The 24,536-nt window shown below is 72.7% G+C and carries 24 protein-coding genes; 9 read left to right on the top strand and 15 right to left on the bottom strand.

What is annotated here, in order from left to right:
- Positions 1-90: 90 nt before the first annotated feature.
- The 4 genes from ACFXBC_RS30675 to ACFXBC_RS30660 form a co-directional block, all read right to left on the bottom strand.
- Positions 91-1,131 carry an aminotransferase class V-fold PLP-dependent enzyme gene (locus tag ACFXBC_RS30675; RefSeq protein WP_385031754.1) on the bottom strand — a complete coding sequence of 347 codons (1,041 nt, stop codon included), beginning with the start codon at positions 1,129-1,131 and terminating at the stop codon, positions 91-93.
- Between the two features lie 119 nt (positions 1,132-1,250).
- Positions 1,251-1,688, bottom strand: coding sequence for a RidA family protein (locus ACFXBC_RS30670; protein WP_385031751.1), 438 nt, complete (start codon positions 1,686-1,688; stop codon positions 1,251-1,253).
- A complete protein-coding gene (locus ACFXBC_RS30665; protein ID WP_385031748.1) occupies positions 1,685-2,812 on the bottom strand; it encodes a mandelate racemase/muconate lactonizing enzyme family protein in 1,128 nt (375 codons plus the stop codon). Before ACFXBC_RS30665 ends, ACFXBC_RS30670 begins: the two co-directional genes overlap by 4 nt.
- A 61-nt stretch (positions 2,813-2,873) precedes the next feature.
- Entirely contained in the window at positions 2,874-3,662 is a 789-nt protein-coding gene (locus ACFXBC_RS30660) for a creatininase family protein (RefSeq protein WP_385031760.1), read from the bottom strand.
- 50 nt (positions 3,663-3,712) lie between these two features.
- Between ACFXBC_RS30660 and ACFXBC_RS30655 the strand changes: the two genes are divergently transcribed.
- Positions 3,713-4,681: an ROK family protein gene (locus tag ACFXBC_RS30655; RefSeq protein ID WP_385031745.1), complete on the top strand. Its 969-nt coding sequence runs from the start codon at positions 3,713-3,715 to the stop codon at positions 4,679-4,681.
- 71 nt (positions 4,682-4,752) lie between these two features.
- On the opposite strand, the gene ACFXBC_RS30650 is transcribed toward ACFXBC_RS30655, so the two are convergent.
- From ACFXBC_RS30650 to ACFXBC_RS30630, 5 genes are read right to left on the bottom strand one after another with little or no spacing between them, the layout of a single operon-like run.
- Entirely contained in the window at positions 4,753-5,754 is a 1,002-nt protein-coding gene (locus ACFXBC_RS30650) for an ATP-binding cassette domain-containing protein (RefSeq protein WP_385031742.1), read from the bottom strand.
- Positions 5,751-6,569, bottom strand: coding sequence for an ATP-binding cassette domain-containing protein (locus ACFXBC_RS30645; protein WP_385031739.1), 819 nt, complete (start codon positions 6,567-6,569; stop codon positions 5,751-5,753). The genes ACFXBC_RS30650 and ACFXBC_RS30645 overlap by 4 nt, the downstream gene beginning before the upstream one ends.
- Positions 6,566-7,516 carry an ABC transporter permease gene (locus ACFXBC_RS30640; RefSeq protein ID WP_385031736.1) on the bottom strand — a complete coding sequence of 317 codons (951 nt, stop codon included), beginning with the start codon at positions 7,514-7,516 and terminating at the stop codon, positions 6,566-6,568. Before ACFXBC_RS30640 ends, ACFXBC_RS30645 begins: the two co-directional genes overlap by 4 nt.
- Positions 7,517-7,530: 14 nt before the next feature.
- Positions 7,531-8,541, bottom strand: coding sequence for an ABC transporter permease (locus ACFXBC_RS30635; RefSeq protein ID WP_385031733.1), 1,011 nt, complete (start codon positions 8,539-8,541; stop codon positions 7,531-7,533).
- Positions 8,538-10,112 carry an ABC transporter substrate-binding protein gene (locus ACFXBC_RS30630; RefSeq protein WP_385031730.1) on the bottom strand — a complete coding sequence of 525 codons (1,575 nt, stop codon included), beginning with the start codon at positions 10,110-10,112 and terminating at the stop codon, positions 8,538-8,540. The genes ACFXBC_RS30635 and ACFXBC_RS30630 overlap by 4 nt, the downstream gene beginning before the upstream one ends.
- Before the next feature lie 54 nt (positions 10,113-10,166).
- On the opposite strand from ACFXBC_RS30630, the gene ACFXBC_RS30625 reads away from it, so the two are divergent.
- Positions 10,167-11,009, top strand: a complete 843-nt coding sequence (locus ACFXBC_RS30625; protein WP_385031727.1) for an IclR family transcriptional regulator — start codon at positions 10,167-10,169, stop codon at positions 11,007-11,009.
- Positions 11,006-12,076: a serine hydrolase domain-containing protein gene (locus ACFXBC_RS30620; RefSeq protein WP_385031724.1), complete on the top strand. Its 1,071-nt coding sequence runs from the start codon at positions 11,006-11,008 to the stop codon at positions 12,074-12,076. The genes ACFXBC_RS30625 and ACFXBC_RS30620 overlap by 4 nt, the downstream gene beginning before the upstream one ends.
- 164 nt (positions 12,077-12,240) lie before the next feature.
- On the opposite strand, the gene ACFXBC_RS30615 is transcribed toward ACFXBC_RS30620, so the two are convergent.
- Together ACFXBC_RS30615 and ACFXBC_RS30610 are read right to left on the bottom strand one after the other, a co-directional pair.
- The gene (locus tag ACFXBC_RS30615; protein WP_385031757.1) at positions 12,241-12,963 is read right to left on the bottom strand and encodes a DsbA family oxidoreductase; all 723 of its coding nucleotides are present in this window, start codon (positions 12,961-12,963) and stop codon (positions 12,241-12,243) included.
- A gap of 137 nt (positions 12,964-13,100) precedes the next feature.
- The gene (locus tag ACFXBC_RS30610; protein WP_385031721.1) at positions 13,101-14,018 is read right to left on the bottom strand and encodes a hypothetical protein; all 918 of its coding nucleotides are present in this window, start codon (positions 14,016-14,018) and stop codon (positions 13,101-13,103) included.
- A 96-nt stretch (positions 14,019-14,114) separates the two neighbouring features.
- Between ACFXBC_RS30610 and ACFXBC_RS30605 the strand changes: the two genes are divergently transcribed.
- Positions 14,115-14,813, top strand: a complete 699-nt coding sequence (locus tag ACFXBC_RS30605) for a GntR family transcriptional regulator (protein ID WP_385031718.1) — start codon at positions 14,115-14,117, stop codon at positions 14,811-14,813.
- A 319-nt stretch (positions 14,814-15,132) separates the two neighbouring features.
- Positions 15,133-16,884, top strand: a complete 1,752-nt coding sequence (locus ACFXBC_RS30600; protein WP_385031715.1) for an enoyl-CoA hydratase-related protein — start codon at positions 15,133-15,135, stop codon at positions 16,882-16,884.
- A gap of 50 nt (positions 16,885-16,934) precedes the next feature.
- On the opposite strand, the gene ACFXBC_RS30595 is transcribed toward ACFXBC_RS30600, so the two are convergent.
- From ACFXBC_RS30595 to ACFXBC_RS30585, 3 genes are all read right to left on the bottom strand, one after another.
- Entirely contained in the window at positions 16,935-17,444 is a 510-nt protein-coding gene (locus tag ACFXBC_RS30595; RefSeq protein ID WP_385031712.1) for a GNAT family N-acetyltransferase, read from the bottom strand.
- 74 nt (positions 17,445-17,518) lie between these two features.
- On the bottom strand, positions 17,519-18,154 hold the full coding sequence (locus tag ACFXBC_RS30590; protein ID WP_385031709.1) for a DUF1349 domain-containing protein: 636 nt from the start codon (positions 18,152-18,154) through the stop codon (positions 17,519-17,521).
- Positions 18,151-19,692, bottom strand: a complete 1,542-nt coding sequence (locus ACFXBC_RS30585) for an aldehyde dehydrogenase (NADP(+)) (protein WP_385031706.1) — start codon at positions 19,690-19,692, stop codon at positions 18,151-18,153. Before ACFXBC_RS30585 ends, ACFXBC_RS30590 begins: the two co-directional genes overlap by 4 nt.
- 154 nt (positions 19,693-19,846) lie before the next feature.
- On the opposite strand from ACFXBC_RS30585, the gene ACFXBC_RS30580 reads away from it, so the two are divergent.
- The 3 genes from ACFXBC_RS30580 (at position 19,847) to ACFXBC_RS30570 (ending at position 22,672) form a co-directional block, all read left to right on the top strand.
- Positions 19,847-20,620, top strand: a complete 774-nt coding sequence (locus tag ACFXBC_RS30580; RefSeq protein ID WP_385031703.1) for an IclR family transcriptional regulator — start codon at positions 19,847-19,849, stop codon at positions 20,618-20,620.
- A gap of 106 nt (positions 20,621-20,726) precedes the next feature.
- Complete coding sequence (locus ACFXBC_RS30575) at positions 20,727-22,178, top strand: peptidoglycan D,D-transpeptidase FtsI family protein (RefSeq protein ID WP_385031700.1); 1,452 nt, start codon at positions 20,727-20,729, stop codon at positions 22,176-22,178.
- Between the two features lie 56 nt (positions 22,179-22,234).
- Positions 22,235-22,672, top strand: coding sequence for a hypothetical protein (locus ACFXBC_RS30570; protein ID WP_385031696.1), 438 nt, complete (start codon positions 22,235-22,237; stop codon positions 22,670-22,672).
- A gap of 54 nt (positions 22,673-22,726) precedes the next feature.
- On the opposite strand, the gene ACFXBC_RS30565 is transcribed toward ACFXBC_RS30570, so the two are convergent.
- The gene (locus tag ACFXBC_RS30565) at positions 22,727-23,515 is read right to left on the bottom strand and encodes an HAD family acid phosphatase (protein WP_385031693.1); all 789 of its coding nucleotides are present in this window, start codon (positions 23,513-23,515) and stop codon (positions 22,727-22,729) included.
- Positions 23,516-23,658: 143 nt separating this feature from the next.
- Here ACFXBC_RS30565 and ACFXBC_RS30560 point away from each other — a divergent pair, with 143 nt between their 5' ends.
- Positions 23,659-24,444, top strand: coding sequence for a GNAT family N-acetyltransferase (locus ACFXBC_RS30560; RefSeq protein WP_385031690.1), 786 nt, complete (start codon positions 23,659-23,661; stop codon positions 24,442-24,444).
- Positions 24,445-24,536 lie beyond the last annotated feature (92 nt).

The raw sequence follows: 24,536 nt of genomic DNA, 5'->3' as shown, positions 1-24,536 counted from the left end.
GGTGATAATACCCGCGGTCTTTGTGGGCTGCCGCGGGGGGGGGGGGCCGGCCGGGGGCGCCCCCCCCCCTCCCGCGTATCAGCGGGCCGGTCAGTCCGAGAGCGCGTCGAGCAGCCGGTCGACGTCGGCCGCCGAGTTGTAGAGGTGGAAGGCCGCCCGCAGATGGCCCGCGCGGTCGGAGAGTTCGACGCCCGCGCGGCTCAGCTCGTCACGGCGGCGGCCGAGCCCCGGGGCCGCGACGATCGCCGATCCGGGGGCGGCCACGAACCGCTGTCCGATCCGGTCGAGCCCCGTACGGAAGCGGTCGGCGAGCCCGACGTCGTGGCGCCGGATCGCCTCGGGCCCGAGCTCCTCGATCAGGGCGAGGGAGTGCCGCGCCCCGGCGTACGAGAAGAGGCTCGGGCTCTCGTCGAACCGCCGTGCGCTGTGCGCGAGTTCGGCCACCGGCCCGTAGCAGCTGGCCCAGGGCTCCTCCCCCGCGACCCATCCGGCGAATCCCGGTGTCAGCCCGCCCAGGTCCTCCGGGACCACCAGGAAGCCGATACCGCGCGGGCAGGTCAGCCATTTGAAGGCGACCGCCACGGTGAAGTCGTCGGCGCCCGCGTCGAGCGGGAGCCACCCCGCTGCCTGCGACACGTCCACCAGCGTGCGGGCGCCGTGCGCACGGGCAGCGGCGCGGACCGCCGCGAGATCGGCGATCCGGCCGTCGGCGGACTGCACCGCGCTCACCGCGACGAGCGCGGTGCCCGGCCGTACCGCTTCCGCCAGCGACTCCAGCGGCGCCGACCGCACCTTGAGGCCGCCGCGTACGCAGAAGGGGTTCACCAGCGAGCTGAAATCCCCGTCGGCGACCAGGACTTCGGCCCCCTCGGGGAGTGACGCGGCGATCAGCCCGCTGTAGACGGCGACGGATGCCCCGGCCGCGACACGGGCGGCGGGGACTCCGGCGATCCGGGCGAAGGAGGCGCGGGACGCCTCCACGTCGGCGAACATGTCGGTCGGCCTGCCCGCGGCCGCCCGGGTCACCGCGGTGTGCATCGCGGCGACGGTGCGGGCCGGGAGCAGACCGCTGCTCGCGGTGTTCAGATAGGTCATCTCGGGCGCGAACTCGGCGCCTGCCAAGGTCTCCATGGAACCCACTCTGCGGTCCCGGCCCGCGCGCCGTCCATGGCGCGACGGCGCCGGGCACCGCCAAGCAGCCCTTATGGATCCGCGCTGACCTGCGTGTCCGCCCCTCGATTCGGGGGCGCTCACGCACCGGCGTACGCCACCACATCGATTTCGACCAGGATGTCCATCAGCTCCGAGCCGACCGTGGTGCGCACCGGATACGGCGCGGTGAAGAACTCCCCGTACGCCGCGTCGAAGCCCCCGAAGTCCCGGTGGAGATCGGCCAGATGCACGGTCACCTTGACGACGTCGTCCAGAGTGAGCCCGCGCTCGGCGAGCACCGACCGGATGTTGCGCAGCACCTGGGCGGTCTGCTGCCCGGCCGTCTCCGGCACCTCGCCGGTCGCCGGGTCCTGCGGGCCGAACCCGGCCGTGAAGAGGAAATCGCCGGCCAGGACGCCCTGGCTGTACGCCCCGGCGGGACGCGGCGCGTGCGCGCTGCGCACCGCCTGCCGGCCGGGCCGCGGCTCGTTCTGCCGTACGTGCTGCCGTTCGCTCTGTTCCGCTGTCCCGCTCATCCCGTCAGGTCCCCTTCGCGCTCGTTGACCGCGGCGAAGTGGCGCAGCTTCTCCTCGTCCACGCTCACCCCCAGGCCGGGCCCGGTGGGCACCCGCAGCCGGCCGTTCTCCAGGTGCAGCGGCTCGATGATGTCGTCGGCGTGCAGGTAGTACATGCTGTCGATCGCCCGGGAGAGGACCGGGGTGCTGGACACGACGGCCAGATGGGCGGCGGTCGCGATGCCCAGCTCACCGCCGCTGTGCAGATTCATCCCGAGCCCGAACGTCTCGCAGTGGGCGGCGAGCGCCTTGGTCGCGGCGATACCGCCCCACTTGTAGACGTCGCCGTGGATCACGTCCACGGCGTTCAGCCGTACCGCGGGGGCGAACTCCTCGAACCGGACGACGCACATGTTGGTGCAGAGCGGGATCCGGACCTTGGCGTGCACCTGACTCATGCCCTCGATCCCCACGCAGGGGTCCTCCAGGTACTCCAGGTCCAGCTCCTCCAGGGCGATCCCGGCACGCACCGAGTCGGGTACCGACCAGGCGGCGTTCGGGTCGACCCGCAGGTTCACCCGGGGCAGGGCGGCACGGACGGCCCGCAGGATGGCGACGTCACCTGCGACGTCCCTGGTGCCCTTGAGCTTGACCGCGTCGAAGCCGCCCTCGGCCACCACGCGTGCGGTGTGCTCGGCCAGCGCGTCCGGCAGCCCGTCGGCGCCCACGCCGGGTGCGTCGGCGCGGGTCACCAGGGCGGTGATGGGGACCTCGTCGCGTACCGGACCGCCCAGCAGGTCGGTGACGGACTGCCCGGTGGCCTTGCCCATCGCGTCCCAGCAGGCCACGTCGAGGGCGGCGATGGCCGCGTAGCCCAGGTAGCCGTGGAAGAACGGCACCATGTGCTGTTTGCGGTGGAAGCTCTCCAGCGCGAACGGGCTGGTGCCGATCAGGTCCGCGGCGAGCGCTTCGACGATCGCCGCGACCGGGCGGCCCCACATCGTCTCGCCCCACCCGTCGACACCCGTGTCGGTACGGATCCTGACGACGGTCCGGGTCTCCCCCGTCTTGGTCTCGAACGAACTGGTGAACGGGTTGACCAGCGGGAGGTTCACAACCCACACGTCGACATCGGTGATCTTCATGGCTCTCTCTGTCTCTCCTCGGGTCCGGCCGCCTGGTTCAGCGACGCGGTGATGCAGGGGTTCAGCGGGTCGCCGCGTCGAACGCGCGGACGGCGCGGGCCAGCCCGGTGGCCCGGTCGTCGAGCAGCCGGGCACCGCGCTCCGGGTCCGCCCCTGATGCGTCATCGGTCGCGCCGCCCACCCGCTCCCACTCGCCGTGGCGCTCCACGGTGAGCCCCGGGTACGGCGGATGGTCGAAGAGCGGCGGGGGCTCGACGGGTGCGCGCGCCGGCACCGGTGTACGGACGAGGTCCGGGTGGGCCGCCAGCATCAGCGAGGTCTCGAACCATCCGGCGTGGCCGGGTGTGACCTCGGGCCTGCCCCCGTCGTCGGCGCCGGATGTGACCGTCCAGTACGAGCAGGCGGCGACGGTCACATCGGCGCGCAGCGCGAACCGTTTCACGGCGAGACGCATGATCTCGTCGTTGCCGCCGTGTCCGTTCACCACCATGATCCGGCGGTATCCGCTGGTCACGAGCGAGTCCAGGATGTCGTCGAGTACCGCGCCCAGGGTGGCGGCGGAGAGCGATACCGCGGCGGCGAACAGATGGTGCGGGCTGTGCCCGAAGGGCAGGGCGGGCAGCCGTACCAGTTCCGGCGCGTCCGGCTCCCGGGCGAGCAGGGTGCCCGCCCGGTCGATCACCGCTTCGGCGAGCAGGGTGTCGGTGCCCATCGGCAGATGCCCGGCGTGCTGCTCCTGGGATCCGATCGGCAGCAGGGCGATGCCGTGCTCACCGGCCGCGCGCACCTCGCCCCAGGTCAGTTCGGTCAGCCGGGCCGGACCCGTGGGTCGCGGCCGGCTCGGTTGCAGTTGGCTCACGGTGCTACCTCCTCGAAACTCCGCCGTGGCAGAGTCGGCGCATGGTGCAGAGACGTTCTCCGTTGCGGTTGGTGCCCGAGCCCGCTCCGGCCCCCCTCGTACCGGGCGCCCGGCGGACGCTCGGCGCGGTCGAGCTGGTGCCCGGCCGGATCACCGCGGCCGTGCTGACGATGTCGGGCGCCGTGCTGGAGCGGGCGGAGACCACGTACGACCCGGGCACGGCCACACCGGGCGACATCGACGCCGCGCTGGCCGGGGCGGCCCGGGTCTTCGACGGTCACGGCCCGGACGGGGTCGGGGTGGCCGCCGCGGGCCTCGTCGACCCGGACGGGGGCCTGATCACCGAGGTCAACGACGTCCCCGCGCTGCACGGCTATCCGGTGGCCGCACGGCTCGGCGCGCTGACCGGGCTGCGGGTGCGGGTCGAGCACCGGGCCAGGCTCCAGGTGCTCGGCGACCGCTGGTTCGGTGCGGGACGGGGACGGCGTACGTTCGCGTCGGTCTCGACCGGCGAGGTGCTGGGCGTGGGCATCCTCTACGACGGTGAGGTGCTGGCCCCGCCGGGGGGCCGCAGCGGCGCCCATATGACGGTGTCGGCCAGCGGCGACCCGTGCACCTGCGGCCGGCGCGGCTGCTGGAAGACCGTAGCCACCACCCGCTGGCTGCGGGAGTGCTCGCGGGCGGCCGGGCTCGGTGACCGGGTCTCGCTGGCGGCCCTGGTGGAGCGGACGGACGGTCCGGCCCGCCGGGTGGTCGACGCGTACGCGCGGAACGTGGCCCTGGGCCTGGTGAATGTGCAGCAGCTCTTCGCCCCGGGGCTCTTCGTGCTGCACGGCGAGGCCCGGGAGGGCGGTGAACGGTTCCGTACGCTGATCGAGGAGCGGCTGCGCGCCGACAGCGCCGACGGGGCGGCGGTCGCCGCCGAGCTGCCGAAGGTACTGGTCAGCGCGGCGGCCGTGGACGATGTGGCGCTGCTCGGCGGGGCGGGTCTGGTGCTGTCGCAGTTGTAGGGGGGCGGGGCGGGGGGCTGTGTGCCGGACGGCTGTGCGCTGGACCGTGCGGAGCCGGGCCGGGGTTCCGGTCATCGCGGGCCCGTCCCGGGTCCGTCGGCTGCCCCGGGTCCGTCGGCTGCCCCTGAACCCCGGGTCTTCCCGGAGCCGTCGCCCGCCCCGGCCCGGTCACTCCCCCGGTCCGGCCCCGTACGGCCCGGCCTCCGGCGTGCGCTGCGCGGGTCCGGGTCGGGCACCGCGTCGAGGAGCCGGCGGGTGTACGCGTGCCGGGGGCGCCGGAAGACATCGGCGGCGTCCCCGACCTCCACCAGGGCGCCCCGGCGCATCACGGCGACCCGGTCGGCCACCTGGCGCACCACGGCCAGGTTGTGCGAGACGAAGACATAGGTCAGGCCGAGGCGCTGCTGGAGCTCCGCGAGCAGGTCGAGGATCCTGGCCTGCACGGAGACGTCGAGGGCGCTGGTGGGTTCGTCGAGCACCACGAGCCGGGGTTCGATGGCGAGCGCGCGGGCGATCGAGACGCGCTGCCGCTGCCCGCCGGAGAACTCGTGCGGATAGCGGTCCTGGATGCCCGCGTCCAGACCGACCGCCTCCAGGAGTTCACCGACCCGCTCCCTGGTGCGGGCCCGGCCGCGCCGGCCGCGCGCCGCCGGATCATGCGTGACCAGGGGCTCCGCCACGATGTCGGCGATCCGCATCCGCGGGTTCATGCTGGAGTACGGGTCCTGGAGGACGACCTGCATCTGCCTGCGGACGGAACGCAGCTGGGCCGGGGTGAGACCGCCGAGGTCCTGCCCGGCGAACCGCACCGCGCCCGCGGTGGGTTCGATGAGCCGCAGCAGCAGCCTGGTCAGGGTGGTCTTGCCGCATCCGGACTCACCGACCAGGGCCAGGGTCTCGCCCTCGTACACCGTCAGCGACACGTCGTCCACCGCGACGCTCACCGGCCTGCTGCCGAACTCCTTGCGCAGACCGTCCAGTTCGAGCAGGGCCGTACGTCCGCCCGCGGGGTCCGCTGCGGCGTCCGTACCAGCGGGGCGACCCGGTTGTGCCGGGCCGGTTCCGGATGTCATGCCGGCTCCAATCGGGGGGTGGCGTCCAGGAGCCGGCGGGTGTAGTCGTCCGCGGGCTCGGCGAAGACGTCCAGGACGTCACCGGTCTCCACGACCCTGCCGTGGTTCATGACGGCGACCCGGTCGGCGGTCTCGGCCACCACACCGAGGTCGTGGGTGATGAGGACGACGGCCATGCCGTGCCGTTGCCGCAGCTCGACCAGGAGGTCGAGGATCTGCCGCTGCACGGTGACGTCGAGTGCGGTGGTCGGTTCGTCGGCGATGAGCACCCGCGGCCTGCCGACCAGCGCCGTCGCGATCATCACGCGCTGGCGGAGACCGCCGGAGAGCTCGTGCGGGTACTGCCGGTACCGGCGTTCCGGATCGGGGATGCCGACCTCGTCCAGGGCCGCGACCGCGGCCTGCCTTGCCTCGGCCCGGGGCAGCCCCTGGTGGTGACGGAGCACTTCGGCGACCTGGCTGCCGACCCGCTGGAGCGGATCGAGGCTGGTCATCGGGTCCTGGAAGACCATGGCGATGTCATGTCCCCTGATCCGGCCGAGCTCCTTCTCGGGGAGTGCGAGCAGGTCGCGGCCGTCGAAGAGGATCTCGCCGCCGCTGTAGACGCAGGGCGGGGCCGGGTTGAGGCGCAGCACCGAAAGGGCGGTGGCCGTCTTGCCGCTGCCGGACTCGCCGACGACGGCGAGCGTCTCCCCGGCGGCGACGTCCAGGGAGACCCCCCGTACGGCGTGCACGGTGGAGGTTTCGAGCCGGAAGTCGACGCTGAGGTCGTTGATGCGGAGCAGTGGCTCCGCCGGGGCGGGGGTGGGTTTCATCGGCGGTACGCCTTCGGGTCCGCGACGTCGCGCAGTGCGTCGCCTGTGATGTTGACAGCGAGCGAGGTGATCATCAGGGCCGCTCCGGGGAAGACCGCGAGCCACCAGGAGGTGCCCAGGTAGAGCTGTCCGTCGGAGAGCATCGAGCCCCAGGTGACGGTCTCCTTGGGGACGCCGAGGCCGAGGTAGCTCAGGGACGCCTCGGCGACGATCGCGGCGGCGATGTGCAGGGTGGCGATGGTGGCGAGGGGCGCCATCACATTGGGCAGCAGATGGCGGCGCATGATGGTGCGGTCCGTGACGCCGATGGCCCGTGCCTCGGTGATGAAGTCGCGGGAGCGCAGGGACATGACCTCGGAGCGGACGACCCGGGCGTAGGAGACCCAGCCGGTGAAGCCGAGCACGAGGATCACGTACCAGAGGCCGGAGCCGAGGAAGCCGACGATGGCCAGCGCCAGCAGGATCGCCGGGAAGGCCAGCTGTACATCGGCCAGCCGCATCAGTACGCGGTCGGTCCAGCCGCCGAAGTAGCCGGAGGCCAGTCCGACGGCGGTGCCGATGACCCCGGCGAGCAGCGCGGCTCCCGCGCCCACCAGGAGCGAGACCCGGGTGCCGTAGATGACCCGGGACAGCATGTCCCGGCCGAGCTGGTCGGTGCCGAGGAGGTGGGCGCTGCTGCCGCCGTGCTGCCAGGCGGGCGGCCGGAGCCGCAGCAGCAGGTTCTGTGTGTTCGGGTCGTGCGGGGCGATGAGCGGGGCGAACACGGCGGCGATCAGCATGACCGCGAGTACGGCGAGGGCGACGACCGCGAGCCGGTTGCGCAGCAGGGCCCGCAGGACGGCGGATCCGGGGCCGCGGGGCGGGGCACCGGAGGGGGCGGTCCGGCCGGACCGGCCGGACGCCGGGGCGGAACTCTGTTCAGCGGCAGTCGTGTTCGGGGGGCTCATGGGGCGCAGCGGGCTCACTTGGTTGACCTCACCCTCGGGTCGAGGAAGCTGTAGGAGAGGTCCACCAGCAGGTTCACCACGACGAAGGTGGCGGCGAAGAAGAGCACCGTTGCCTGGACCAGCGGGAAGTCGCGTTTGGAGATGGCCTCGATCGTCAGCTGTCCGACCCCGGGCCAGGAGAAGACCTGTTCGGTGAGGATCGCGCCGCCGAGCAGACTGCCCACTTCGAGGCCGACGACGGTGATGACGGGCAGCGAGGCGTTGCGCAGTCCGTGCCTGAGCACCACCTTCACCGGTCCGAACCCCTTGGCCCGTGCGGTACGGATGTGGTCGGAGGAGAGCACGTCGATCAGCGAGGACCGCAGCAGCCGGGCGACGACCGCGACGGAGTAGACGGCGAGGGTGACCGCGGGGAGTACGAGGTTGGCGAAGGTGCCGTATCCGGAGGCCGGGAGGACGTGCAGTCCCACGGCGAAGACGAGGATCAGCAGGATGCCCACCCAGAAGGGCGGTGTGGACTGCCCCAGGAGGACCCCGGTCATCACACCGCGGTCGGAGGCCCGGCCGCGCCGCATGGCCGCGAATATCCCGGCGGGCACGGCGACGACCAGGGTCACCACCAGGGCGGCGCCCGCGAGTTGGAGGGTGGCGGGCAGCCGGTCGGCCAGCACGGTCCTGACGGGTTCGTTGTAGAAGAGGGAGTTGCCGAAGTCGAGGCGGGGCAGCCCCCAGAGGAAGTCCAGGTACTGGGTGAGCAGCGGCCGGTCCAGGCCGAGGCTCGCCCGCAGCACCGACTCCTGGTGCGCGGTGGCGTCCGGCGGGAGCAGCTGTTTGACGGGGTCGCCGGAGAGCCGGACCAGGAAGAACGAGACGGTCGCCGTGCACAGCAGGACGAGCACCGCGGTGCCGAGCCGTACCAGGACGCCGCGCAGCAGCCGGGCCCGGTCGCGGCCGGTGCGGGCCGTGCCGTCCGGCCTCGCGGCGGGTTCCGTCGCTTCCGGTTCCCGCAGGGACAGGTCGCTCATACCGTGACCTCCGCGTTCTGCAGAGCCAGCGAGCCCGCGGCCCCCGGTTTCCACCGGGGCCGGGCGTTGCGGGCGAGGATGTTGTCGAGCTGGTAGAGGAAGACGAAGGGGGCCTGTTCGCGCATCAGCCGCTGGAGGTCGGAGAAGGCACGGGCGCGTTCCGCGGGGTCGACCGAGAGCTCCTCGGTGTCGATGAGCCGGTCCGCCTCCTTGGAGTGCCAGCGGCTCTGCCTGCGGTCGCTGCGTACTACGGACTGGAGCATGCTCTCGCCGTCGAGGGTCCAGACGGTGCTGGCGGCCAGGTACATCGGGCCGAGCGCACCGTGGTTGTCGGAGGTGAGCCGGGCCGCGTACGTACCGGGGTCGAGGAGGGCGACCCGGGCGTGCACCCCGGCGCGGGCGAGGAGCCCGGAGATCGCCTCGGCGACGTTGGAGTCGGCGTTGGACGCGGTGAGCGTGGTGGAGAAGCCGTGCGGGTATCCGGCCTCGGCGAGCAGGGCGCGGGCCTTCGCGGCCGAGCGGGTGAAGGGTTTGACGGACGGGTCGAAGCCGTAGGCGCCGCGCGGGATCATCGCGGGGACCTCGCGGGCCTTGCCGCCCAGCACCGCCTTGATCAGCAGCGGGACGTCGATCGCGTGGTTGAGCGCCTGCCGCACCCGGTGGTCGCCCAGCGGGCCGCCGTCCAGGGTGTTCAGCGACAGGTACGAGGTGCGGATGCCGGGGTAGTTCTCCAGCGTCACCCCGGCGTACCCGGCCAGTTGCTGTGCGGCGTCGGGGGTGAGTCCGGCGACGAGGTCGACGCCGCCGCTCTGGAGCGCCGCGAGCGAGGAGGAGGGGTTGGGCGCCGGGCTGAAGACCAGTTCGTCCACGTGCGGCCTGCCCTGCCAGTGCTTGGTGTTGGCCCGCATCCGCAGCTGGTGGTCGCGCTGCCAGCTGACGAAGGTGAAGGGGCCGGTGCCGACCGGGTGGGCGGCGAACCCCTCGTCGCCGACCTTGGCGATGTAACGGGGCGGGACGGCCACTCCGCCGAACAGGGAGAGCTTGTCGGGCAGGATCGGGTCGTGCAGCGAGGTGTGCACATCCACCGTGAGCCGGTCGACGACGCTCACGCTCTTCACGTAACGCAGCTCCACGATGGGCGACTTGGTCGCCGGGTCCAGCAGCCGCTCGATGCTGAACTTCACCGCCGCCGCGTCACAGGGTTCGCCGTTGTGGAACCGCACGCCGGGGCGCAGCCGGAAGCGCCAGGTGTGTGCGGAGCGGGCCGTCCAGGAGAGCGCAAGACGCGGATGCAGCTTGTTGTCGCGGCCCCGGGTGGTGAGGGTGTCGAACATGTTGATCAGGGCGTTCATCGACACCATGTCGCCCTGTTTCTGCGGGTCCATCGTGGTGGCGTCGCTGGGCTGCGAGACCCGCAGGACATTGCCGGCACTGCCCGCGGGGTCGGCACCACACCCCGTCAGGAGAGCAGGGGCGGCGACGGCCGGGACGAGCAGACCGCCGAGCCGCACCACGTCGCGGCGGGACGGGTGGTTGCGGTCCACGGCCCACCCCTGACGTATTCGTTCCATTGAACAACACTTCCGTTCCGGAAGATGGAATGCGATGGGGTTAAGCTAGGCGTCATGCCGAACACGGTCAACACCCGATCGAGCGAGCAGGAGCCCGGGAAGGGCCCCGTCGACAAAGCGATGGAGGTACTGGAGGCACTGGTACAGGCGGGCGGCCCGCACCGCCTCGGCGAGATCGCGCGGCGCACCGGGCTCACCAAGCCGACGGTCCACCGCCATCTGCGGACCATGGCCGAATACGGCTTCGCCCAGCCCGCGGACGGCGGCAGTTACCGCGCCGGGCCCCGGCTGCTGGGCCTGGCCGCCGCGGCGCTGGACACCGGGGACGACCTCCGGCTGGTGCGCCCCGCGCTGGCCGATCTGCGCACCCGCACCGGCCTGCTCGCGTACTACGCGGTACGCCACCGGGCGACCGCCGTCCACCTGGAGCAGTCGGAACCGGTACGCGGGTACCGGCTGAGCACCCGGCCGGGCGGCGAGACCCCGCTGTACTGCACCGCGGCGGGCCTGGCGATGCTCTCGGCACTGCCGGACACAGAGGTGGCGGCGGTGCTCGAAGAGACCCCGCTCATCGCCCTCACCTCGCGCACGCCCACCGAACCGGACGCGATCCGGGAGGAGTTGGCCCGTACGGCGGAGCGGGGTTACGCGGTCGACGACGAGTACCACGAGCAGGACGTCCGCGCGGTGGCCGCGCCGGTGACGGACGGGGACGGGAGGGTGGTGGGCGCGATCGGCGTCTCGGGGCTGACCTTCACGCTGGATCCGGAGAGCGCCGGGGTGTTCGGCCCGATGGTGCGCGCGGCGGCCCGTACCGTCTCGGCGGGCCTCGGCAGCGGCGGCCCCACGCTGGGCGTCGTCGGAGGTACGGCGGCGCGCGGAGGTGACCGCGCATGAGCGGCCAGGACAGTACGCACACGGCGGGGGGCGCGGGCCGGCCCGCCCAACTGCTCGCCGCCGGGCGGGAGCGCGGGGTGTACTCGGGAGCGGCCTGGTCGGCCGGTACCGCCGATGGCCCGCTGGACCGGGGCTGGACCGGAACCCGGAGCTGGACCGGTCCCGGGCTCGACGGCAGCGAGCTCTGGGATCTGGCGTCGGTGACGAAACCGATCGCGGGTCTCGCGGTGATGGCCCTCGTCGACGCGGGCGCCCTCGCGCTCACCGACACCGTCGGCGCGCATCTGCCCGGCTACCGGGGCGGCGGCAAAGCAGACCTGACGCTCCATCAACTCATGACGCACACCTCGGGGTTGCCCGGACAGGTGCCGCTCTACCGGGACAACCCGACCCGGGCGGCGCTGCTGGACGCCGTACGGGAGCTGCCGCTGACGGCTCCGCCCGGCACCCGTGTCCAGTACTCGTCGCAGGGCTTCATCCTGCTCGGGCTGATCGCGGAGGCCGCCACCGGACGCCCGCTCGACCGGCTGGTGACGGAACTGGTCTGTGCGCCGCTGGGAATGACGGAGACCTGCTTCACACCGGACGCGGCGGGCCGGGCACGCGCGGTGGCCACCGAGGACTGCCCGTGGCGCGGCCGGGTGGTCACCGGCGAGGTGCACGACGAGAACGCCGTGGTGCTCGGCGGGGTGGCCGCCCACGCCGGGCTCTTCGCCCCGCTGCACGACATGGAACGGCTGGGCCGGTCACTGGCGGGCGGGGCTCGGGAGATCCTGCGCCCCGCCACGTACGCCCTGATGACAGCGGGGCACACGGACGGTCTGGCGCTGCGCAGGGGCCTCGCCTGGCAGGGCCAGGACCCGGCCGGCTCCCCTGTCGGCGACTCCTTCGGGCCCGCTTCGTACGGGCACACCGGCTTCACCGGTACGAGCCTGTGGGTCGACCCGGCGGCCGGGCGGTACGCGGTACTGCTCACCAACCGGGTGCATCCCAGCAGGGACGGGGACGGCATCACCGCGGTACGCCGCGCCTTCCACGACCTGGCGCACACACTCGGACACGAGTGATCCCGGCGGCCGGGACCCGGAGTCCGGGACCCGGCCCGCCCGGGTCACGAGCAGCCGGACCCCGTCACCGGGCGGCCCCGGCGCCCCGGGGAACCGGGGGCCCGGGGAACCGAAGGCCGGGGACCAGATGCCCACCGGACAGCCCGGCTCTGCGCCCGGACGGCTCAGCCCCGCTCCCCCGCCGCCGGGACCGCGCAGCCGTCAGGGCCGCAGACCCCGCCGTCCCCGCCGACCGCCGCGAGCCGGGGCTCCGCGTCCCAGGCCTGGCCGAGCGCCTGGGTGAAGACCTCGGCGGGCTGCGCACCGGACACACCGAACTTCCGGTCCAGCACGAAGAACGGCACGCCGTTGGCCCCCAGTTCGGCCGCCTCGCGCTCATCGGCCCGTACGTCGTCGGCGTAGGCCGTGGGGTCGGCGAGCACCGCGCGTACCGCCCCGGCGTCGAGCCCGGCCTCCACGGCCAGCTCCACCAGATACGCGTCGCCGTCGAACACCGACCGCTCACCGGCGAAGTTCGCCCGGTAGAACAGCCCGATCAGCTCGTCCTGGCGGCCCTGCTCCTTGGCGAGGTGCAGCAGCCGGTGCAGGTCAAAGGTGTTCCCGTGGTCACGGCCCGCCGTGCGGTAGCCGAGCCCCTCCGCACCGGCGTTGGCCGCGATGTTGTTCTCGGCCTCCTGCGCCTGCTGCGGGCTCAGCCCGTACTTCTCGCCGAGCATCTCCAGGACCAGTGCGGTGTCACCCTTCGCCCGCCCCGGGTCGAGCTCGAAGGAACGGTGCACCACCTCGACCTGGTCACGGTGCGGGAAGTCCGCGAGGGCCTTCTCGAACCGGGCCTTGCCCACGTAGCACCAGGGGCAGGCGATATCGCTCCAGATCTCGACGCGCATGTTCTTCATCTCTCCAGAGTCGTACGGCGCGGGAAACCCCGCGCCCCCGGTGAGAACAGGTGCGCGGGCCGGCGCATTCCCCCGGGCGTGCCTGTTCGGCCGCCTCTTGCTGATCTTGCTTGCGCAAAGGACCGTCCCTATGCGGGATCAGACTGTCCGCGGACGGCCTGAAACGTCCCTGCCGCGGTGAACGCGTCGGTGACCGGCGCGATGAGCGAGGCGAAGCGGCGGACGCCCGCGTTGCCGATCGGCGCCCACAGCGCGGCGCAGTGCTGGTCCGTCTCCACTTCGATGCGCTCGCGTGCCGCGCGGCCGTCGTCGGTGAGCGCGCCGTAGCAGTCGAGCCAGCCACGCGCGGCGAGGCGTGCCTGCGCCGCGCCCCATTCCTCGTCGTTCCACTGCCGGGTCGTCTGCGCGAGGGCTCTCGGAAGGGTGCCGGTCGCGGTGTGCAGCACGAGGCAGTCGCACGGGCCGAGGCCGTTGTCGGCGAGTACGACGAGGTGGGCGTCACCACGCCACTCGCGCGCCACCGTGATCTGCTGCCACAGCGCGACGAGAGGATCGGAGGGAAGCGGGAGCGAGGCGTTCGCGGCGGCGAGCACCTTGCCGGCGTAGTCGGCACCGGCGACGACCGGGCCGATCAGCGCATGTGCCTGGGCGAGGTGGTCGTCCGTGAGAGATACGCCGACGCGCCGCATCGCCCGTCCGGCGGCCAGGAAGCGGGCGGCCTGCCACCGCTCGGGCGGCGCCGCGTCCCACACGCCCGCCATGGCCTGCACCGCCCGGGGGCTGAAGTTGTAGAAGGCCGCGAGTGTGACACGCCACGGAACCGCACCCATCGCGGCCGACCGGAGGGCCAGATACACCGGCCCGTAGTCGGTCACGCCGAGTTCGGCCGCCTGCTCGGCGCCCTCGGGAGCGAGGTAGATGAACAGGTGGGCGGCGCTGACGGCGCGGCTGACGTCACGGACGGCGCTGAGGTCCAGCGGGCCGTCGCCGGTGCGGACGGACGAGTCCGCACCGGGGAGGCGGGCACAGGGGTCGTCGGAAGACACAGCGGTCCTTCCTTTCCGGGCGGAGCGCCCTGATCGGTACCGAATCGACCATAACATCGATAATCGATTATCAAGTGGATCGTCTAGGATGGGCTCATGACTCAGACGGCGCACTCCTCGACCCCGCCGGGGAAGCAGATGCTTTCCGAGCAGGTCTACGCACACCTGCGGGACGCGATCATGCGCGGGGACCACGCCCCCGGCGCCCCCCTCAAGCCGCAGGATCTTGCCAGGGAGCAGGGCGTGAGTCTGGCCGTGGTGCGCGAGGCGCTCGTGCGGGTGGTCGGCGAGGGGCTCGCCGACCGGTTGCCCAACCGCGGTTTCGCGGTCCCGGCCTTCTCCGACCGACGCTGGCAGGAGATCGCGGAAGCCCGCCGGACCGTCGAGCCGGTCGTACTGCGCATGTCGATCGAGCGCGGCGACGTCGACTGGGAGGCCCGGGTGCGGGCCGCGCACCACCGTCTGGTGCGCACTCCCGCGTACGGGCCGGCGGAGGGCGAGTACTACACCAGCGCCTGGGCCGAGGCTCACCGGGGCTTCCACCGCACGTTGCTGGAGGGGTGCGGCAACCGCGCACTGCTGGAGACCTTCGACCGGCTGTGGACCGCGAGTGAGCTGGCCCGCCGTTGGTCGGCACACCGCAACCCCGGCCGGGACGGCGCCGAGGAACACCGCAGGCTGGAGGAGGCGGCGCTGGCCCGCGACGCCGACACCGCAGCCGCGGTCCTGGTCCAGCACCTCACCCTGACCGCGGCCGCGCTGACCGACGATCCCGGCCGGGCCACCCGGGCCTGACACCACAACCGCGAGGCCGGGGTGGGAGTTCGTGTACAGGCCGAACCGGCCGCAGGGGTTCACGCGGGCCGAGAACGACCGGGACAGGGCCCGCCGGTCCGCGCCGGTGAGCCGCTTGCGCCACCTCTCCTCGCTCAGGACGCGAAGGCCGCCTCAGGACGCGAAGGCCGCCCCGCCGGGCCGCAGATGGCCCACGGCGCTCCGCTTTCGGGCGACTCCGCGGCCCGGTGCCCCGCCGTGCGCCGTCCGGGTGGCCGACCATCGCAGGCGGTCGCGGCCCCGCCCCGGCCGCGGAGCGTCCGACCACCGGGAGACCGCCGTGCACATCCTGCTCCTCGCGAGCGCCTTCAACAGCCTGACGCAGCGGGTCCACGCCGAGCTGCGGGACCACGGCCACACCGTGCCCGTCGCCCTCGCGCTGCCCGACCCCGCCGTGCACGACACGGCGCTCCGGGAGGCCGTCCGCAGGCACCGGCCCGAGCTGATCGTCGCCCCGCTGCTGAAGACGGCCGTCCCGCGGGACATCTGGGAGGCGCACACCTGCCTGGTCGTGCATCCGGGGCCGGTCGGCGACCGGGGACCCTCGTCTCTGGACTGGGCGATCCACGAGGGCGTGACCCGGTGGGGCGTCACCGTTCTGCAGGCCGGCGCGGTCATGGACGGCGGGGACGTGTGGGCCACCGCCGACTGCCCGGTGCCCGCGGTGGGCAAGAGCGACCTCTACCGCAACGAGATCTCCGACGCCGCGCTGCGCGCCGTCCAGCGGGCCGTCGAGCGCTTCGCGTCCGGAACATATGTGCCGGAGCCGCAGCGGCCCCGGCCCGTGCGGCACGGCATCGCCCGCACCCGGCCGTATCTCCGGCAGGAGCAGCGCCGCGTCGACTGGCGGGCGGACCCCACCGACCTGGTGGTACGCAAGCTGCGCGCCGCCGACTCGAACCCCGGGGTACGGGACGGACTGCTCGGCGGTGAGTGGTTCCTGCACGGCGGCCACCCGGAGGACGGGCTGCGCGGCCGGCCGGGAGAGCTGCTGGCCACCCGTGACGGCGCCGTCTGCCGGGCGACGGCCGACGGGGCGGTGTGGATCCCCGAGCTGCGGCCCCGGCGGGCCCCGGGCGAGCCGCCCGCGTACAAGCTGCCCGCCACCGTCGCGCTCGGCGACCGGCTCCCGGAGCTGCCCGAGCTGCCCGCGCCCCGGTGGCCGGAGGACCCGGGCCGCACCTGGAGCGACATCCGGTACCGGGAGGAGGGGCAGGCCGGGATCCTCACCTTCGGGTTCCCCGGCGGCGCGATGAGCACCGGGCAGTGCCGGCGGCTGCTCGCCGCCTACCGGGCCGCGCTCACCCGGCCGACATCCGTCCTGGTGCTGGGCGGCGGCCGGGACTTCTTCAGCAACGGCATCCACCTCAACGTGATCGAGGCGGCCACCGATCCGGCGGCGGAGTCCTGGGCCAACATCAACGCCATGGACGACCTGGTGGAGGCCGTGCTGCGGACCACCGACCGTCTGGTGGTCTCCGCCGTCGGCGGCAACGCCGCGGCGGGCGGGGCGATGCTGGCGCTGGCCGCCGACGAGGTCTGGTGCCGGGCGGGCGCGGTGCTGAACCCGCACTACCGGCTGATGGGTCTCTACGGATCCGAGTACTGGACCCGTTCCCTGCCGCGCCGTACGGGTGCGGACGTCGCGGCGGAGCTGATGCGGCGCGCGCTTCCGGTCAGCGCGGCAGCCGGGCAGCGTATCGGTCTGGTGGACCGCATCGTCGAGTGCGGCCCGCAGGACTTCCCGGCCTCGGTCACCCGTATCGCGGCGCGCCTGGCGTCGTCATCCGGCGCGCAGTCACGGGCCGCCGCCAAGAAGGCGGAGTTCGACCGCGAGGAGGCGCTCAGGCCACTGGCGGCGTACCGGGCGGACGAACTGGCCCGGATGGCCGCCACCTTCGACGATCCGGACGCGCCGTACCACGCGCTGCGCCGGGCGTTCGTGCGGAAACTTCCCCTGACGCGCACCCCCGCCCACCTCGACGTCCACCGGCCGGGGCAGCGGGGAGCGGCACCGGCCGACGAGGCGTGACAGGCACCGGTCGCGGCGCGGGCCTCAGCTCCGGGGCACCGGAGCGGGCCTCAGCCCCGGGCTACTGCGGCCGGGACGTCCAGCCGCAGACAGAGGTGGTCGCCGCCTGGCTCGCCGGCCGCCGGCTCGTCCGGCAGCCACCCGTGCCGGGCGTAGAACCGCTGGGCGCGCAGGTTGTGTTCGTACACGTCGAGCCTGGCCTCCCGCACCGCGTCCCGCTGCCAGGCGGCCACCACGGCGTCGTGCAGGGCTCCCCCGATGCCCCGGCTCCAGCGGGCCGGGTCGACGTGGAACTGCTTGAGGACCATGTCCCCCTCGACGGCCCGGAACGACGTGACCGCGGCGACGATGCCCCCGGTCTCGGCGCAGAGCACCTCACCGTCCGGCCGGGCGATCGCGGCGGCCCAGCCTTCCCGCACCTGGGCGTGGACCCCGGGGCTCGCGTACTCCTCGACCGGTATGCGCCCTTCGTAGTACGTGGCACGGGCCGCCGCGTGGAGTGCGGCGATGGTGTCGATGTCCTCCGGGCGGGCCGGTCGGATCAGAGAGACGGATGTCATGGTGGAGGGGACGCGGCCGGTTCCGCAGCGGTTGCAGGACGGCCGCGGGAGCGGCGCGCCCCCTCGCCCCGCCGTCAACTCCCGTCGCGCAGCGCCCTGAACGCGTGGTCCCGGTAGGCGAGCGAGTCGAACGTCACCGCACAGCCGTCCGCCATCGGGCACTGGGCGAGGAAGCCGATCCGGGCGGCGGCTGCCGCGTCGGCGTCGCCGAGGGCGAAGAACCGGACGAAGGTCCAGCGTTCGCCGTCCTCCGACGCGTGGAAGGCGAATGCCTTTCCGGTGCGGCTGATCCGCAGCCAGACGCTGTCGCCCGCCACCACCGACGAGTTGACGTCGTCGGAGTACCCCCTGGTCACGACCGAGCAGACGGTGGGGATGTCCGGGGAGAGTTCGAAGCAGAGCTTGGCCCACTCCCGTTCGCCGGTCTCCAGATAGAGCGCGCCCGCGTCCCCGGCCCCGGCGAACCGGGCCGTCACCCTGGCGATCAGCTGGAAGTCGCCGGGCGGCGGCGTACCGAGCAGCCTGGGCGCGTCCGAAGCGGGGTCGGGCGAGTCTCCCGAAGGGGGTACGAACAGGTCCTCGCAGGCCCCGGCGCGCACCGCGAGCGTCCCCTCCCGGTACGACCAGGGGGCCTGCGGGCCCTCCGGGGCCAGCGGGAAGGGCAGCTCGGGCAGCCGGGTCACCGGGGCCACCCGGCTCTGCGGGGTCATTCGGGCCGCCCGTCGACACGGCGGGGCAGACCCAGCGGGTTGCTCTCGCGCAGCTCCGGCGGGAGCAGCGCGTCGGGGGTGCCCTGGTACGCGACCGGGCGCAGCCAGCGCTCGACGGCGGTGCCGCCGACCGATGTCGAGGTGGAGGTGGTGGCCGGGTAGGGGCCGCCGTGGTGCTGGGCGGGGGCGACCGCGACCCCGGTGGGCCAGCCGTTGACCAGTACCCGTCCGGCGAGCGGGGTGAGCTGGTCGAGCAGCGCGGCGGCATCGGCGGCCCCGTCCGCGCCGTCCCCCGCGGCCTCGGCCGTGGAGACCTGGAGGGTCGCGGTGAGATTGCCCGGCAGCCGGGAGAGCACCGCGGTGATCTCGTCGGCCGAGCCGTACCGTGCGACGACCGTGACCGGGCCGAAGCACTCCTCCAGGAGCAGATCGTGCTCGCCGTCGTCGGCGAGCAGCCCGGCGGACAGCGTCAGGAAGCCCGCGCTGACGGTGTGCTCGCCGCCCGCCCCTGGCGTGACCGGGGCGTCGACCCCGGTCAGGGCGGCCCGTTCGCGTACGCCCGCGAGGAAGTTCTCCCGCATCCGGTGGTCGAGGAGAACACCGGCCTCGCTGTTGCTGACCGCGGCGGTCAGCGCCTCGACCAGGGCGTCGCCGGCCGGACCGGTGGGCGCGAGCACGAAGCCCGGCTTCACACAGAACTGGCCGGTGCCGAGGGTGACCGAGCCCGCGAGCCCCGCGCCGATCTCGTCGGCCCGCTCGGCGGCCGCCGCCTCCGTGACCACGACCGGGTTGAGCGAGCCCAGCTCACCGTGGAAGGGGATCGGGACCGGCCTGGCGGCAGCCGCGTCGAAGAGGGCGCGACCCCCGCGCACCGAGCCGGTGAATCCGGCCGCCGCGACCAGCGGGTGCTTGACGAGCGCCACCCCGGCGTCGAAGCCGTGCACCACGGAGACCACCGCAGGGTCGAGTCCGACCTGCTCGGCGGCCCGGTGCAGCACGGCGGCGCAGAGCTCCGACGTGGCGGGGTGGTCGGGGTGCGCCTTGACGACCACCGGGCAGCCGGCCGCGAGCGCGCTCGCGGTGTCGCCGCCGGGCACCGAGAAGGCCAGCGGGAAGTTGCTCGCCGCGTACACCGCGACCACGCCCAGCGGCAGCTTGTACCGGCGCAGGTCGGGCCGGGGCGGGGTGGCGCCGGCGTCCGGGTGGTCGATACGGATGTCGAGGAAGGAGCCCTCGTCGACCACGTCGGCGAAGGCCCGGAACTGGGCGGTGGTGCGGGCGAGTTCACCGGTGAGCCGGCCGGGTCCGAGCGCCGTCTCGGCGTCGGCGGCCTCGATGACATGGGGCCCTGCCTCGTCGAGCAGGTCGGCGGCGGCGCGCAGCAGGGCTGCCCGTACTCTACGGTCGGCGAGTGGCGCACGTGCGGCATGGGCGGCGCGGACCACCTGGTCCACCTCGCCGGTCGTGGCCTCCACCGCGACCTGCTCACGCTGCTTCCCGGTTCGGGGGTCGACACTCCAGACTGGTGTTGCTGCCACCGCGAACGTCCTCCCAGATCCACTGCCGCAAACCACTGCCGCACCACGGGTTGTTCGGTAAAGTTGTTCGGTATTCTGAACAAAGTTCCCGATGGTGAATTCCCCCGGAACTCTAATAACGCGCGTTCAGCATTGACAAGAGGGGCCGAGTCGAATGTCGACTGCCGAGACAGCAGGTGGGGCGCAGGTCAAGTCCGCGGTGCGGACGGTGGAATTGCTGGAGTACTTCGCCGGGCGCCCCGGTATGCACTCGCTCGCATCCGTCCAGGAGGCCGTCGGGTACCCCAAGTCCAGCCTCTACATGCTGCTGCGCACGCTGGTGGAGCTGGGCTGGGTGGAGACCGACGCGACCGGCACCCGGTACGGCATCGGCGTACGCGCCCTGCTGGTCGGTACGTCGTACATCGACGGCGACGAGGTCGTCGCGGCGGCCCGCGCCACCCTGGACCGGCTCTCGGACGACACGACGGAGACCATCCACCTCGCCCGCCTCGACGGCACCAACGTCGTCTATCTGGCCACCCGCCAGTCGCAGCACTATCTGCGCCCCTTCACCCGGGTCGGCCGCAGGCTGCCCGCGCACTCGACCTCGCTGGGCAAGGCGCTGCTCGCCACTCACAGTGACGAGCAGGTCCGCAAGATGCTGCCGGAGACCCTGCCGCAGCTGACCGAGCACACCCTCACCGACCGCGAGAAGCTCATCGAGGAGCTGCACCTCGTCCGGGAGCAGGGGTACGCGGTGGACCGCGAGGAGAACACCCTAGGGCTGCGCTGCTTCGGTGTCGCGATCCCCTACCGGACCCCCGCCCGCGACGCGATCAGCTGCTCGGTGCCGGTGGCCCGGCTCACCCCGGGCCATGAGCAGATGGTCAAGGACGCGCTCTTCGACGCCCGCGACCGGCTGACCCTGGCCACCCGGCGGCTCTGACCGGTCCCGCCGGCCCGTCCGAGCGTCCCGGAGGCCCGGATGAGAGATCGCTGAGAATCCCGCCGGAGGGGAACGGCGCCGCCGCTCCCGTTCGTCCTCTTACGGGATGAACAAGACAATCAGGCGCGCCTCGGTCTTCTGCCTGCTCCTGGTCCTCGCCCTGCTCGGGCGGGCGACCTGGGTGCAGGCGTACGAGACCAAGGCCCTCGCAGACAACAAGAACAACCGCCGGACCGCCATAGCCCAGTACGCGAACCCGCTGGGCGACATCGTCGTGGGCGGCAAACCGGTCACCGGGTCGAAGCGGACGGACAGCGGTGACCTCGCCTACCGGCGTACGTACACCGATGGCGACCTGTACTCGGCCGTGACCGGGTACAGCTCGCAGGCGTACGGATCGACGCAGCTCGAAGGGATCTACAGCGATGTCCTCGACGGGACGGACACCCGGCTGAAGAACCCGGTCGACGCCCTCACCGGCAAGCAGACCGCGCCCGGTGACGTCCTCACGACGATCGATCCCGCCGTGCAGAAGGCGGGATACGAGGCGCTCGGCAGCAAGAAGGGCGCGGCCGTCGCCATCGACCCGAAGAGCGGCCGGATCCTCGGCATGGTCTCCACGCCGTCCTACGATCCGTCGAAGATCAGCGGTACGACGGACGGCGACGCCTGGAAGCAGCTGACCGGCGACAAGAGCCAGCCGATGCTCAACCGTGCGCTGCGCCAGCCGCTGCCCCCGGGGTCGACCTTCAAGCTGGTGGTCGCGTCGGCCGCGCTGGAGGACGGGCTCTTCTCCTCGATCGACGAGAAGACCGACAGCCCCGACCCGTACCGGCTCCCCGGCACGACCACGGACCTCACCAACGAGAGCGCCTCCGACCCCTGCGAGAACGCGACGCTGCGCACCGCCCTCGAATACTCCTGCAACACCGTCTTCGCCAAGGTCGCCGACGACCTGGGCCAGGACAAGGTGCGGGCGATGGCGGAGAAGTTCGGCTTCAACGACTCCAAGCAGGACGTGCCGGTGCGCGCGTGGCCGAGCACCTACCCCTCGCACATGGACAAGGCGCAGACGGCGCTGAGCGGCATCGGCCAGTTCGATGTGACGGCGACCCCGCTCCAGATGGCGATGGTGACGTCCGCCCTGGCGAACGGCGGGATGATGGCCGGTCCGCACATGGTCTCCAAGGTGACGGACGGTGACGGCAACACCCTCCAGTCCTACGAGAAGGAGCCGTCGAAGCGGATCGTCTCGGCGTCCACCGCGTCCCAGCTGCAGAGTGCGATGCAGACGGTCGTCGAGCAGGGCACGGGGTCGAGCGCGAAGGTCCCCGGCGCGGTGGTGGGCGGCAAGACCGGCACCGCGCAGCACGGTGTGAACAACAGCAAGACGCCGTACGCCTGGTTCACGTCGTACGCGAAGGACAAGTCGACCGGCAAGGAGGTGGCGGTCGCGGTGCTGGTGGAGGACTCGGACGCGGCCCGCGCCGAGGTCAGCGGGAACGGTCTCGCGGGGCCGGTGGCGCAGAAGATGATGGCGGCGGCGCTGAAGAAGTAGCGGTCCGGTGATCCGCCGGCGCCCGCGGCGGGCGGTCCTGGCCGTAGGGTGCCGCCATGGTCATACGACTGCCCCGCTCCCCGTCCGGCTGGACCATGGCCGTCTTCGGCGTACTCGCCGTCGTGCTGGGCGCCTTGGGCCTGATCTCCCCCGACACGCTGCTCAGGACCATGGGCTTCGCCGCCCCCGCGTCCGGCCGCCCGTCGTCCGACTACACCCGGACCTTCATCACGGCCTCCTCGATGGCCGCGGTGAACATGGGCGTGTACTACGTCCTGGCGGCGGCCGCCGACTGGCGGGCCTTCTTCCGCTGGACGGTCCCGTTCCGGCTGCTGACCTTCGCGGTCTTCACCACAGCCGTGCTGTCCGGCCGCGCGCCGGCCGGGTTCATCGGCGTGGGGCTGTGGGAGGGGACCGGTGCGGTCGTGACGGGGGTGGCGCTGCGGTACGAGACGGTCAGGGCACGGCGTACGGCTCCGGCCCCGACGGTCTGACGGGGCCGGAGCGGGTCCGGCCGGACGGGACAGGACCGGACCTCGCCGCACCGGTTACGGCAGGAAGTACATCGGGTTCGGGAGCTTGTACGTCTTGTCGGCGTAGCCGCCGCTGAGGTCGGAGTACTGGTCACCGAAGTTGGCGACGATGCGGTAGCCGAGCGACTCGATGTGCTTCCTGGTCCCGGCCTTGAACTGGACCGTGGTGCAGGTCCACTTGGGCTGTGCGCAGCTCAGATAGGACGGAGCGGCGGTCTGGTCCTTGAGGTAGAAGTGGGACCTGTCCACCGGCACCTGGTAGCCGGCCCGGGTCAGGTTGGTGGCCGACGCGGTGCGCTGCGACTCGTCGCGTCCGGTGAGGAAGAAGACCGTGACACCCTTCTTCGCTGCGTAGTTGACGACGCCGGGCATCCCGAAGACACCGATCGACCGTGCGCTCTGGACGTAGTCGTTGAAGGCGGTCGCGTTGTAGGCGAAGCCGTTCTTCTTCTCCCAGTCGTAGGTGAGGAGCGTGGTGTCGTCCACGTCGAGCACGATGGCGGGCTTGCGGCCGTGCCCGTTGTGGTGGGCGGCCTCCGCGATCTGCCGCTTCGCCCGTGCCTCGATACCGGCGACCTGCTTGGCGTAGTTGCTCTTCGGTGAGGCCTGGTAGGCGCCCGACGCGTCGGGCTTGCCGCCGTAGTAGGCGGTGATGCTGTCCTCGACCTTGGTGATGTTCGGGATCTCGCGGTCCGTCCGCGGCACGGAGTTGTCGGCCGTGGCGACGCCGATGCCGTAGAGGGCGCTGCCGGCCGCGGCGAGGGCGACCGTGGCGGCGGAGATCCTGGCGAGTCTGGAGGGCATACGCGTGTGCTCCGGTTCTGGTGGTGACGGACTGCAGGTCACTGGTTGTCTACGCGCATCACATGGAGTGCACAAGACTCTTTGCGGATCTGTTGCGGAGAAACCCGGTTGCGGCGTGCGGGGCCCGGCTGTTGGGTGACCGGATGGATCTCGAAGCGGTACGGGCGGCGTTCGATCTCCGGATGCGGCGGGACGCGCCGCCGGAGGGACCCGGCAGTGTGGTCGAGCGGGTCGGCGATGTGGTGCGGCAGACCGGTCCGGACGCCGGCAGCTGGAACGGCGTCGTCTGGTCGGCCCTGGACGCGGCCGGAGCCGATGCGGCCATCGCCGGGGAGGTGCGCCATTTCACCGCGCTGGACCGGGAGTTCGAGTGGAAGCTGTACGCCCATGACGGCCCGGCCGATCTGGCGGACCGGCTCCTGGCGGCCGGGTTCGTGCCCGAGCCGCCGGAGACGCTGATGGTCGCGGAGGTCCGGGCGCTGCCGGCCGAGGTGCGGCTGCCCGAGGGGGTAGAGCTGCGGCCCGTCACCGATGCCGCCGGGGTGGCCCTCATGACCCGCGCGCACGAGGCGGCGTTCGGCGAGGACGGCTCACGGATCCACCACCAGGTCCTGGCCCGGCTGACCGATGACCCGGATTCGCTGGTGGCGGTGGTGGCGATGGCCGGTGACGAGCCGGTCTGTGCGGCGCGGATGGAGTTCCGTCCGGGCACGGGGTTCGCCAGTCTCTGGGGTGGCGGTACGGCCCCGGCCTGGCGGGGGCGCGGCATCTACCGCGCCCTGATCGCCCACCGGGCGGGGATCGCAGCGGCGCGCGGTGTCCGCCTCCTCCAGGTCGACGCGTCCGACGACAGCCGCCCGATCCTCCAGCGGCTGGGCTTCGCCGCGCTGACCACGACGACTCCGTATGTGTACGGGGCACGGAGCTAGGGTCTGTCCGGCCGATCTTCGTGGATCAGTCCGCGGCGTCTGGTGCGGTGCCTCGCAAGGCGGAGGATCGCCCCTGTACTGGACGTACCGGG

Origin of the sequence: Streptomyces sp. NPDC059398 (assembly GCF_042751845.1) — a bacterium.
GTDB lineage: Bacteria > Actinomycetota > Actinomycetes > Streptomycetales > Streptomycetaceae > Streptomyces.
Note: the sequence above shows the minus strand (reverse complement) of the source record. Positions and strands in the feature narration are given on the sequence as shown.